This is a genomic window from Veillonella sp. (genome assembly GCF_015058545.1).
In the GTDB taxonomy this organism is placed as follows: Bacteria; Bacillota; Negativicutes; order Veillonellales; family Veillonellaceae; genus Veillonella_A.
In genome coordinates, this window is record NZ_SVCB01000091.1 from 1 (window position 1) to 12,488 (window position 12,488).

Consider the following 12,488-nt stretch of genomic DNA (forward strand, 5'->3'; position numbering starts at 1 on the left):
AGTGATGAAGGAAATATTAACAATGATTAATAGCAATGTAAAAAATAGTTTTTAATAACTATAATCAATTATTAGATAGATTGATTGGCTGTAGAAATTGGGAGGAAACGTATGTCTTTTCTGACATTTAAGACAACGCGCATAAAACTTATTTTACTTGTTGCCTTATTACTATTTTATATGTATATGTTAATAGATAGACAATGGGAAATATTTACCAATTTTTTCTTGTTATTTTTTTTAAATGTATATTTTTTAGTAAAGAATCAAACCATATTTCAAAAGTTGTCGGGTCGGATTTCGGCGTTTATTTTCACTAATATGGCTATTGTTTATTGGGATCATGGCACATTAGTTTATTTATTTCATAATACGAGTTTATTAAGTCGAAAAATTAATAATGTAATAATTCGATATGAATCTATTATAGCCGTTAAGGTTTATAATTATTTTAATTTAGATGTTTTTACTGAAACTCGTTTATATTTAAATTTATTTGAAAGAGCTTATTGGGTGTTGCTAATTATATTCGTATTTTTCATAGGCGATATCATAGCTAAATGGTATTTAAAGAGTATTAATTATAAAGTCGAAGCGGGATATAATGGTGACTATAATTTATGGTGGAAAATGAATAAAAAGAAAATTGACAAACGATTAATTCGAATTACAGTCATTTGGATTTTGATTTTTTATTTAGTTTAAAATGATTAATTGATGCTTGATTGTGAACCGGTATGGAACATATAAAAAACAATGAATCCCAATCTGGTTTCGTTATTAGCGTAGCCTGACAAGTTATATCCATCATTAATGAAGGTATTCGTTATAAAAATCAGGCCAAGAATCGAGATAATGACGTATTACAGGCCTTAGAAGCATATAGAGCGAAAAAAGCCTTTGATGGGGCAAAAGACACTGGTAAAGCTAAGAGTAGAACACCGTGGGATACATAAAGAAAAATAAGGATATTTCTCCAAATGATGAGGGAAATATCCTTGTTTTAAATTAAAAAGTATAGGCTTAGAATAATCTCTGATTCACCGCCGGTTACTTAACGGTGAAGTGTAGATTGCGGGTTATAGGACATTTTGAGTTGGTAATTTAATCCCAAAGATAGTTAGGATATGGATCTGAGAAATGAAAATCACCCTAACAATAGCACCACCAGAAAGCTACTTTTATTCATCTTTCAATATTTATCCCTAGATGGTTACATAACATAGCTTTTAATTGAGCATTTATACCGCCTTCAATACGGTTATTACTAGATGAACACTTACAGTCTAATTTGTCCTACTAGGTAAGTAAAAAAGATACCGGATTTAATTAATACAAGCATAGATTGCATTGTTTTTAAACGCCTTTTTTATTTTAACATAGGTTTTTAGAAATATAAAATCTTATGTAGTCCTTATACAACAAGGGGTTTCAGACTTTTTACCAACTCATTGTGTCCACCCTTTAAAATCTAATAAAAAGTTTAAAAGACCGATAAGAGTAGATAAATACTAGTCTCATCGGTATAAAAAACAACTCAAAATGTCCTATAGGCCTAGATTGCTCTAAATAAGAGGATTTTAATAAAAAAATATCCCTCCGGGAGGGTCTTTTTACGAATGTAAAACCAAGCCTCCCGGAGGGATATTTTTTTATCTCTTATAGAGCATTCACTTTAGCCGTTAAGTTAGATTTCTTGCGAGCTGCTGTGTTTTTATGAAGAACGCCTTTGGAGGCTGCTTTATCAATTACGCTAGTAGCTTGAACAAGTGCTTTTTTAGCATCTTCTACTGCGCCTGCTTCTACAGCTTCAACCGTTTTGCGTGTAGCTGTACGAATTTGAGATTTCACAGCGGAGTTTTTCGCACGACGTTCAGCGTCCGTTTTTACGCTTCTAATACTGGATTTGATATTTGGCAATTGAGTCACCTCCTTATGATTACAATAATATACCTGAATAATTATAGCACAGTGCGTATTGTTGTGCAATACCTTATAAAGATTAGTTTTGCCTTATATTTATGATATAATAGTTTCAGATATGTTGAACATTAGTTTAGACTATATATTATACAGCTAAATTTTGAAAACGTATAGAATAGGAAGGTATAACCTTTGAAAACCTATAGCCAAAGAAGGTATGGCCTTTGAATACGTATGACCTATAAGGTATATAACATATAAGCTATAAAGTCGATGTCCATGGTAAAGAGGTGCTTTATGAAAAAATTAATGATTATAGATGGCAGCAGTTTGTTGTACCGTGCATTTTTTGCGTTGCCGCCGCTCAGTAATGCGCTGGGCGTGCCGACCAATGCGGTGTACGGTTTTTTGACAATGCTTGTTAAACTATATAATGATTTACATCCTGATTATGTGGCGGTAGCTTTTGATAAGGGCAAAGAAACGTTCCGTACGGAGCTTTATGCGGACTACAAAGGCAATCGACCAAATGCACCGGATGATTTGCGTCCACAGTTTGGCCTTATTCGTGAAGTGTTAGAGGCACTCGGCATTACCGTTATCGAAGAAGAAGGCTATGAAGGGGACGATATTATCGGCTCTTTAAGCAAAAAATTGGGCAATAAGGATACGGCGGTTTATATCATCACCGGTGACCGCGACAGTTTGCAGCTCGTTGATGAGCACAGCACGGTTTATTTAACTAAAAAGGGTATCAGCGATATGCTCGAAGTTCGTCCCGATAATATGGCAGACGAATACGGCTATGGCCCTGACATGGTTATCGACATGAAGGCCCTCATGGGGGACAGCTCCGATAATATTCCCGGTGTGCCCGGCGTTGGTGAAAAAACGGCTCTTAAACTTCTTAATGAATATGGTACCTTAGAAGGCGTTTACGATAATATTGATTCCATTAAGGGGAAATTAAAAGAAAAATTGGCCGACAATAAAGAATTGGCTTTCTTGTCGCGCACATTAGCGACTATTAAAACCGATATGGATTTAGACTATAAAGCTTCCGATTTTGTGACCTCTGCTCATGAAACGGAAATTGTGCCGCTCTTTGACCGTTTAGGTTTTCACAGCGTAACGCCGCGTCTCATTAAGGCGATGGGGATTACGGCGCCAACACCGGTTGATAGCGACTCCTTATTTGCGGATTTTGCCGAATCACCAACGGCTTCTAAATTGGAAATTGCAGGTATTGAAGCAATTACACCTGATTTTTACAAAAATAAAGATTTAGGTATTGTGGTTAAAGCCGGTGGTGCCCATCCATTCCGTACTATTGATGAATTGTATGTGGCGAACGGTGAAACGGTAGCTCGTTTAGACGGCGGTCATGCTAAGTTCGCCGAATTGTTGCCGGCTATGCTAAAGGATGCGGCTACGATAGCGACGGAAGACAGTAAGTTACTCCTCGAAGTGACGGGTGAAGCAAGACCGGGTACCATGCCTTTATTTACAGGTGACGGTGAACCGAGAATTTGGGATTTAACCTTGATGGCTTATTTGGCGGATCCGACGCGTACCAATTATGGTATTTCCTACTTGACCGAACGATTCAGTGCACCGGCAGTGCCGGCTACGGGTGATGCCAATGAATCTGCGGCAACGGCTCAGGCTTTACTTACCATGCAGTCGGTGGCGCAGGAAGTGGTCAAGGATAATGGTCTTTGGGATTTATATAAAACCATTGAATTACCGCTCGTACATACTTTGCTCGTTATGGAAAAGAATGGTATTTACATTGATAAAGTCGCTTTAGAAGAAACCCAAACTCGCTTCGAAGCGGAAGCTAACGAATTACGCGATGCCATTTATAAAGAGGCCGGGGAAGAGTTTAACATTAATTCGCCGAAACAGTTGGGTGTTATTCTCTTTGAAAAATTAAATTTACCTGTTTTGAAAAAGACGAAAACGGGTTACTCCACCAATGCGGAAGTGCTCGATATGCTCCGCAATGACCATCCGATTATTGAACTCATTTTGAAATATCGTACGGTAGTTAAATTGATTTCTACTTATTTGGAAGGTTTGAAACCGTTAATCGATAAAAAAACGGAACGCATTCACAGTACGTTTAATCAGATGGTAACGGCTACGGGTCGCCTCAGCAGTTCAGACCCTAATTTACAGAATATTCCGGTTCGTACGGAAAAAGGGCGTGAGATTAGAGCGTTGTTCTTGCCGGGTAAAGGCTACGATACCTTGGTGAGTGCGGACTATTCGCAGATTGAACTTCGTATTTTGGCACATTTGTCGGAGGATCCGGCTCTCATTAAAGCCTTTATGGATGGTGAAGATATTCACCGTTTTACGGCAGCTGAAGTGCTCGGTAAAGCAATTGAAGACGTTACGCCGACTGAACGTTCCCATGCCAAAGCGGTTAACTTCGGTATTATTTACGGTATCAGTGATTTCGGTTTGTCCCGTGATTTAGGGATTACCCGCGGTGAAGCGAAAGATTATATTGAACTATATTTCCACCGTTATCCTAAAGTTAAGGAATATATGGACAATATGGTGGCGGAAGCTCATGAAACCGGCATGGTTCGCACCATGTTCGGCCGGGTCCGTTCTTTACCGGATATTAACAGTCGTAACTTTAATCGTCGCTCCTTTGCGGAACGTACGGCTATGAATACGCCAATCCAGGGTAGTGCGGCGGATATTATTAAATTGGCCATGAATCAGGTGGAGCAGCGCTTAGAAGCTGACGGCTTTAAATCTCGTCTTTTGTTACAGGTACATGACGAACTTGTATTGGAAGTTGTAAAAGATGAAGAAGAAGCGGTTATGAAACTGTTGGCGGATATCATGGACAGTGTAGTGGAATTAAAAGTACCGCTCATCGTGGATGTGCATAGCGCTACAAATTGGGCTGATGTAAAATAATAGAAAATTTTGAACAAAATCTGAGCCAAATTAAAAGCTCAAACGTTTATATAGGTGTATAGGCCTATACAATAATCACTCTATAATTGGTTAAGAGGTGAAACGAATGCCGGAATTACCGGAAGTGGAACTCATAAAAGAATATATCCATGAACACGCAGCAGGTAAAACGGTCGCCTCGGTTGATTCTTTGTTACCGCGCATGTGGCGTAATTGCCCGGCTGATGTGGCGGGAGCGCTCATTACCGGACAGACTATTGAGGCTGTAAAACGGCGCGGTAAATATTTAATCATTACTTGGCAAAATTCTGATTTACAGTTAATTATTCATTTGAAATTGACGGGGCGATTAATCTATCGGCCAAGTGCTGAGGTAGAGCGTTTTGACCGCATTCTGTTTCATTTTACCGACGGTACCATGCTGGCGTACGGCGATGTGCGTACGCTAGGGGCGCTCTATGTGTTTGAGTCGGAGAAAGAGATAGATTTAAAAGCGTATCTGAATATGGGCGTTGAACCATTGAGTCGAGCTTTCACAAGTGGTAAACTATATGAGTTGACACGGCGTAGTTCTATGCCGATAAAGCCGTTCTTACTGGGACAGCAATTTGTAGCCGGTATCGGCAATATTTATGCCGACGAAGCTTTGTTTTTGGCCCATGTTATGCCGACCAGACCAGCTGATTCTTTAAGCGAAGCAGAGACGAAGGCTTTGCACCGAGCTTTACGCAAAGTGTTGCGTGACAGTCTGGCCAATGGCGGTACCAGTTTTCGTGATTATAAAAACGGAGCGGGCGGTAAAGGGCAAAATCAGGAACATTTATTGGTGTATGGACGAGGCGGTAAGCCCTGTGTTCGCTGTAAACGGACGCTCCAGGATATGACCTTGCGAGGACGTCATACCGTATTTTGCGGACATTGCCAACATTAAGATTATTTTTATTACATTATCGGGAGTAACGATGTATAAGATTGGGTTAACCGGCGGTATTGCGTCCGGGAAAAGTACCGTATCCAACTGGCTTCGAGATAAAGGAGCACCTATTATTGATGCGGATATAGTAGCGCGTGAAGTTGTTGAACCGGGCACGCCGGGCCTAAAGGCTTTGGTGGCAGAATTCAGTGATGAAATTCTTACACCGGAAGGCACGCTTGATCGTCCGAAGTTGGGCAGTATTATTTTTAACGATGAAGCCAAACGGAAGCGTACCAACGAAATTTTACACAGCTTCATTAAACAACGCATTGACGAATTAGCTGAAAATTTTGCCAAAGAAGGCTATAAGGCTGTTATCTATGATATTCCCTTACTCATTGAAACCAATTGGTATAAGGAAATGGATGAAGTGTGGCTCGTAGCTATCAACGAAGATGTTCAGACGGCTCGTTTGCAGGAACGTAACGGGTATACCTTAGAAGAAGCAAAAGCTCGTATTGCCAGTCAAATGCCGCTAGCGGAGAAGAAAAACTATAGTCATGTTGTGATTGATAATAATGGCACTTTGGCTGATTTAGCGGCGCAGTTAGAACAATTATGGCAAGCAAAAGGACATGTTTTTACTGAGGAGGATGCATGAAAGGCTCTACATTCTTAGCATGGTGCCTCGTAATTTTAGGCTGGTACTATTTCGCTGTGGGCGAACCGTATCTGGCGCGCACCTATGCGTATCCTTTAGAACATAGTGCCACTGTACATGCAGCGGCCAGGGCCAATAAGATTCCCTATTCGTTAGTCGCGGGGGTAATTCTGGCGGAGAGTAAGTTCAATGAACATGCCGAATCGGCACCGGGCGCTTTGGGGCTTATGCAACTCATGCCGGACACGGCGCACTGGATTGCGGAACAAATGAATGAACCAAAGTTGACCGATAATGATATTAAAGAACCGGATACTAATATTAAGCTGGGGACATGGTATTTAGCGTATTTACTGAATGAATTTAAAGGCAATAAAATTTTGGCCTTGGCTGCGTATAATGCCGGTCGTGGTCACGTGGAAGAATGGATGAGCCAATACGGTTGGGGCGACGACTTCGACGATATTGAGCAAATCCCGTTTGCGGAGACTCGTGAGTATGTTACGGCGGTTTTAAAAAATCAGGAAAAATACGAGTCTCTATACGCTATGGATGACAATCAATAGTATTAAATCAAGAGGAAGGATTATTTCAGATGGCAGATGTAATTGCAGAATGTAAGGAACGCACCTATGATTTTTCATGGTTGCCGAATACTTTGGGCGATTTTAAACTGGTAATCGATACGACGGCAGAAGACTTGTATTATCGCTTTTTTCATTATGAAAATGAACTGGGATGGCGTTGGGAAGCCTTGTATGATAAGGAAGTTGACGATTATATAGTTCATGTAGTGATGCCGCTTTTCTCTTTTACGGATATTAACTTTATTCGCGGTTCTTGGGAGGAGTTTGAGGCAGTGCTGAAAGAGCGCGCTGAGCAAGGTCTCACCGAGCGGTTAATCGAGCCTCAAAAAATGTTTACGTATGCATATAAACACAAAGGCCTTGCTGACTGGGCTTATGAAGAGTTTTTACCTCAACAGGTAAGTCCTTTTGTGCGGGATATTGCCCCAAGTAATGGGGTGTGCATGATTAACGGCTCGTACATTATCGGGGAATATCGCATAATGGATGATACGTCGGGGCTGTTGCTTTTCTACAATGTACTGCGTGATGAGTTTTTTGCAGAGCTTCGGCGACACAATTATCCGGAGATTAACCATGACCTCGACGCAAAGACATTACCGGAATTGGAAGCAAAACTGGAAAGTGAGCTTGTAAGAGTGCTTACGGACTTGCAAAATCGTTTATAGTATTTGTGTTTTGGCAGTGTTCATGATATAATATACGTGATTCGAAATAAGCTTTTTTAAAAGAGTGGGCCTTGGCTCACTCTTTACTTTATAGTAAAACACTATACAGGCGTACAAACAGGCAAGTGCTTGGCAAATACGATGTGAGTCATATTACAGGTGTTACATCAAAATGAAGGAGGCGATGACCATGAAAAGAGAAGCCGTGGAAGAATTTGTATCCTCAATAGTGGAAGGGATTATTGAGGGCACAGAGATGGAACTGGTGGATGTGGAATATGTGCGCGAACGGGATTGGTATTTGCGTGTATATTTAGATAAGCCGGGCGGAGTCGATCTTGATGATTGTCAGATTGTCAGCGAGAAGCTGAGCGAAGTGTTGGATGCTAAAGATCCGATTAAAGAAAATTATTTATTGGAAGTATCTTCACCGGGACTGGATCGTGTTTTGAAAAAAGACAAAGACTTTGTTCGTTATCAAGGCGCCGACGTTGATGTACAGTTGTTTAAGCCGGTAGATGGGAAGAAGCAATTTACCGGAGCGCTGGGTGAGTTTACCGATGAGACGATTACGATTCAAGTCGGGGAAAACCCAATCGTGTTAGAACGAAGTGCTATTGCACAGATTCGTTTGCATTTTGAATTTTAAAGATAAAAAACTAAAACAGAAAATATTGGAGGAATAATAAGTGAGTCAAGAATTAGTACAGGCAGTTATGGTGTTAACAAAGCAGAAGGGTGTATCGCCGGAAGTGGTGTTTGAGTCCTTGGAGGCATCATTGCTGCAGGCTTACCGTAAGGAGCCGGGTTCCAATCAGGACGCCTATGTAGAATTAAACCGTGAGAGCGGTGAATATAAGGTTTTTGCCAAGAAAACCGTAGTTGCTGAAGTTGAGGACGCAGAGAAAGAAATTTCTCTCGCCGAAGCTCAACAACGGGATATGCGTTTTGAAGTGGGCGACATTGTAGAAGTTGATGTAACACCTAAGAACTTCGGACGTAGCGCTGCTCATACGGCTAAGCAAATGTTGATTCAACGTCTTAAAGAAGCGGAACGCAGCATTGTGTACGAAGAATATTTCAGCCGTGAAGGTGATATCATCACCGGCCTTGTACAGCGCGTTGAAGGTCGCAATGTATTCGTTGACCTTGGCAAAACAGAAGCCATTTTACCACCGGCTGAACAGATTCCGACGGAAACATACAAAGCAGGCGATCGCATTAAATGCTACATCGTAGAAGTTAAAAAGACCACCAAAGGTCCTCAGATTATGATCAGCCGTACTCATCCGGGCCTGTTAAAACGCCTTTTCGAATTAGAAGTGCCTGAAATTTATGAAGGTGTTATCGAATTGAAATCCGTTGCTCGCGAACCGGGCATGCGCTCTAAAATTGCCGTAGTATCTCGTGATGAAACGATTGATGCGGTTGGCGCTTGCGTAGGTCCTAAAGGTCAGCGCGTTCAGAACATTGTGGATGAGTTAAACGATGAAAAAATTGATATCGTAAAATGGGATGAAGATCCGGCTGTTTATATTGCCAACTCTTTGAGCCCTGCTAAAGTAATTTCCGTAGATGTAAACGAAGAAGAAAAAACATCTCGCGTTATTGTACCGGATTACCAATTGTCTTTGGCTATCGGTAAAGCAGGTCAGAATGCGCGTTTGGCTGCTAAATTGACAAACTGGAAAATCGATATTAAGAGCGAAACACAAGCAGATGAAGTAGAACCGGAAACGGCTGCTAATGAATTGCTTGAAGGTGACGGTGAAGCGTAATGAAGAAAAAAACACCTCCTATGCGTATCTGTGTAGGTTGTGGCGAGTTGCGTAATAAGAAAGAGATGCTGCGCATCGTAGCCTCACCGGAAGGTACGATTGCTATAGATAGAACCGGCAAAGCGGCCGGTCGCGGTGCTTATATCGAACCGAAAGCGGAATGCTTTGAGACTGCTTATAAAGCGAAGCGCTTGGAACGGTCCTTAAAACGAGCCGTATCAGCTGATATTTATGAAAATCTGAAAGCTGAATTAGGGCTTAACGAGGCTGAATAAGCAAATGAACGAAACGAAATTTAAGAATTTATTAGGCATGGCACAGCGAGCAGGTAAATTGTTATCCGGCGATTTTGTAGCGGAGAAAGCAATTAAACGGGGGAATGTTCCCTTAGCCTTGCTGGCAACTGATTGTGCTAAGAATAATGCGGAGAAATATATATGGTTAGCTCAGCAATATGATGTTCCGCTTAGAAATGTTTTGACAAAAGCGGAATTGGGTCATGCCATCGGCAAAGAACAAAGAGCTATTGTACTTGTAAATGATGTGGGATTTGCGAAGGCAATGCTCAAAGAAATAGATAATTGATTTGAGGGGGCATGCAGATGTCAAAAAAAAGAATACGTGATTTAAGTAAAGAACTAAATGTAGAAAATAAACAGATTATAGACTTTTTAAGCCGTAACGGTTATGAGTCAAAAACTCCGGCCAGCGGTTTGGATGATGCAGGTATTGAACTTGTTACCAAACATTTTAAAAACCGCAGTGCTCAGGCACCAAAAGAAGCGCCTGTAAAGGCTGCTGAAATAAGTGCTAAACCGGCAGCTAAAGAAAGTCATAAAAAAGCGGAACCTAAAAAAGCAGACGCTCATAAATCCGAAGCCCCTAAAGGTGAGGCAAAGCAATCTGACGGTCAGAAACCGGCTCATAAACAAGAAGCCCGTCGTGCCGAACAAGGTCAGAAGCCTAACACGAATAAAGGAAATAACGGTAACCGTAATAATGATGGCAATCGTAATAATGAGGGCCGTCAGGATTCTCGCAATCAGCAGAACCAAAAACACGGTAATCGTCAAGAACAGCGTCAGGATAACCGCAACCAGGATAATCGTCGTCAAGACAACAAAGGTCAAGACCGTAATGACCGCAATAATCGTCACGGCGATAAGAAAAACGAGGGCGGCAATCGCAACGAACATCAAGACCGTAATCGCAACGATCATAATGATCGTAAAAACAATCGCGACAATCGCAACAGCAATAAAGAAGGTCGCAACAATCGTGACGGTGGTCGCGATAATAACAATGACCGTCGCAATAAAAAGGACAAGAAAAACCGTGGCGGAAACCGTCCACAGTCCTTATTGTCCACTTCTTTGGCGAAGAGCAAAAATCGCGTAAAACAGCGTAATGAACAGAATCGCCAGCACAAAGAAGAAGAAAAACGTAAAGCAGAAGCTATGATTGCTACTCACATTGAAATCGGCCAGACCTTAACGGTTAAAGAATTAGCGGAAGCTATGGGCCGTGAAGTGAGTGAAATCATCAAAAAATTAATGTTATTAGGCGTTATGGCGACCATCAACCAGGAAATCGACTTTGATACGGCGTCCATCGTAGCGGAAGAATTCGGTGTAACCGTTTCCGAAGCAGCACCGGAAGAAGATCCGACGGAAATCGTAGAAGTGGAAGATTCGCCGGAAAGCTTACAGCCACGTCCGCCGGTTGTTACTATTATGGGTCACGTTGACCATGGTAAAACTTCCTTATTGGACGTAATTCGTCAAACTAACGTAACCGCATCCGAAGCAGGCGGCATTACGCAGCATATCGGTGCGTATATGGTTCGCTATAAAGGCAACAAGATTACCTTCTTGGATACGCCGGGCCATGAAGCGTTTACGGCTATGCGTTTGCGCGGTGCTCAGTCTACGGATATTGCCGTATTGGTAGTAGCTGCCGATGACGGTGTAATGCCGCAGACCATCGAAGCGATTAACCATGCGAAATCCGCTAATGTGCCTATTATCGTAGCCATTAACAAGATGGATAAACCGGGTGCCAACCCTGACCATGTTAAACAGCAGTTGGCTGAACACGGTTTATTGCCTGAAGAATGGGGCGGCGATGTAATCATGGTTCCTGTATCCGCTAAACAGCGTCAAGGTATTGATGATTTGCTCGAAAATATCTTGCTCGTAGCGGAAGTTATGGAATTAAAAGCTAACCCTAATCGTAATGCGCAGGGCGTTGTTATCGAAGCTAAACTCGATAAGGGCCGTGGTCCTGTATGTACTGTATTGGTACAAAAAGGTAGCCTCCGCGTTGGCGACAACATCATTGCCGGCGTAGCATACGGTAAAGTTCGTGCTATGACGAATGAACGCGGTGAAAAAGTAAAAGTAGCTCGTCCATCCATGCCGGTGGAAGTTCTCGGTTTATCCGATGTTCCGCAGGCTGGTGAAATCATGAATGCCGTTGATGACAACGAAGCTCGTGTAATTGCCGAAAAACGTGTGGAAAAACAACGTTTAGCTGAAATGGGTACGAGCCATAAAGTTACCTTGGACGATATCTTTAATCAGATTCAACAAGGTGAATTAAAAGACTTAAATATTATTATTAAAGCAGACGTTCAAGGCTCCGTAGAAGCATTGCGTCAATCTTTGGAAGCAATTAAGAATCCGGAAGTTCGTATCGTTATCGTCCATGCGGCGGTAGGTGCCATCAACGAATCCGACGTTATGCTCGCATCCGCATCGAATGCTATTATTATCGGTTTTAATGTTCGTCCTGATGCAGTGGTTCGTAAAGCGGCTGAAAAAGAAAGTGTTGACCTTCGTACGTATCGCGTTATTTACGACGCCATCAACGACGTGGAAAGCGCTATGCGCGGTATGTTAACACCTGAATTCAAGGAAGTTATCTTGGGCCGTGCGGAAGTGCGCCAGGTTATTTCCACACCGAAAGCGATTGTGGCCGGTTCCTATGTGACTGAAGGTGTGATTACGAACAAAT

General features: G+C 41.9%; 12 protein-coding genes and 1 pseudogene. 11 read left to right on the forward strand and 2 right to left on the reverse strand.

From position 1 onward, the window contains the following. The first annotated feature begins 111 nt into the window (after positions 1-111). Positions 112-705 (forward strand): hypothetical protein, encoded by a 594-nt coding sequence (locus E7204_RS06145; RefSeq protein WP_295182824.1) that lies wholly within the window; start codon positions 112-114, stop codon positions 703-705. A gap of 447 nt (positions 706-1,152) precedes the next feature. Here E7204_RS06145 and E7204_RS06150 read toward each other — a convergent pair. Both E7204_RS06150 and rpsT read right to left on the reverse strand, forming a co-directional pair. After that, positions 1,153-1,411: pseudogene (locus E7204_RS06150) on the reverse strand (IS256 family transposase); the annotation flags it as partial. 248 nt (positions 1,412-1,659) lie between these two features. Next, positions 1,660-1,920, reverse strand: coding sequence for a 30S ribosomal protein S20 (gene rpsT, locus E7204_RS06155; RefSeq protein WP_006556889.1), 261 nt, complete (start codon positions 1,918-1,920; stop codon positions 1,660-1,662). A gap of 300 nt (positions 1,921-2,220) precedes the next feature. On the opposite strand from rpsT, the gene polA reads away from it, so the two are divergent. The 10 genes from polA to infB form a co-directional block, all read left to right on the forward strand. Continuing rightward, positions 2,221-4,863, forward strand: a complete 2,643-nt coding sequence (gene polA, locus E7204_RS06160) for a DNA polymerase I (protein ID WP_295182827.1) — start codon at positions 2,221-2,223, stop codon at positions 4,861-4,863. A gap of 106 nt (positions 4,864-4,969) precedes the next feature. Then, a complete protein-coding gene (mutM, locus tag E7204_RS06165; protein ID WP_295182829.1) occupies positions 4,970-5,794 on the forward strand; it encodes a bifunctional DNA-formamidopyrimidine glycosylase/DNA-(apurinic or apyrimidinic site) lyase in 825 nt (274 codons plus the stop codon). A 31-nt stretch (positions 5,795-5,825) separates the two neighbouring features. Beyond that, positions 5,826-6,440: a dephospho-CoA kinase gene (gene coaE, locus E7204_RS06170; protein ID WP_295182831.1), complete on the forward strand. Its 615-nt coding sequence runs from the start codon at positions 5,826-5,828 to the stop codon at positions 6,438-6,440. Further along, entirely contained in the window at positions 6,437-7,006 is a 570-nt protein-coding gene (locus E7204_RS06175) for a lytic transglycosylase domain-containing protein (RefSeq protein ID WP_127058918.1), read from the forward strand. The genes coaE and E7204_RS06175 overlap by 4 nt, the downstream gene beginning before the upstream one ends. A 29-nt stretch (positions 7,007-7,035) precedes the next feature. Further along, a complete protein-coding gene (locus E7204_RS06180) occupies positions 7,036-7,695 on the forward strand; it encodes a hypothetical protein (RefSeq protein WP_295182834.1) in 660 nt (219 codons plus the stop codon). A gap of 190 nt (positions 7,696-7,885) precedes the next feature. Then, positions 7,886-8,344 (forward strand): ribosome maturation factor RimP, encoded by a 459-nt coding sequence (gene rimP, locus E7204_RS06185; RefSeq protein ID WP_021841408.1) that lies wholly within the window; start codon positions 7,886-7,888, stop codon positions 8,342-8,344. A gap of 40 nt (positions 8,345-8,384) precedes the next feature. Then, on the forward strand, positions 8,385-9,473 hold the full coding sequence (nusA, locus tag E7204_RS06190) for a transcription termination factor NusA (protein WP_021841407.1): 1,089 nt from the start codon (positions 8,385-8,387) through the stop codon (positions 9,471-9,473). After that, on the forward strand, positions 9,473-9,748 hold the full coding sequence (locus E7204_RS06195) for a YlxR family protein (RefSeq protein WP_021841406.1): 276 nt from the start codon (positions 9,473-9,475) through the stop codon (positions 9,746-9,748). Before nusA ends, E7204_RS06195 begins: the two co-directional genes overlap by 1 nt. A gap of 4 nt (positions 9,749-9,752) precedes the next feature. Continuing rightward, on the forward strand, positions 9,753-10,058 hold the full coding sequence (locus E7204_RS06200) for a ribosomal L7Ae/L30e/S12e/Gadd45 family protein (protein WP_021841405.1): 306 nt from the start codon (positions 9,753-9,755) through the stop codon (positions 10,056-10,058). A 17-nt stretch (positions 10,059-10,075) separates the two neighbouring features. Then, a partial coding sequence (infB, locus tag E7204_RS06205) for a translation initiation factor IF-2 (protein ID WP_295182838.1) occupies positions 10,076-12,488 on the forward strand: 2,413 nt, incomplete at its 3' end.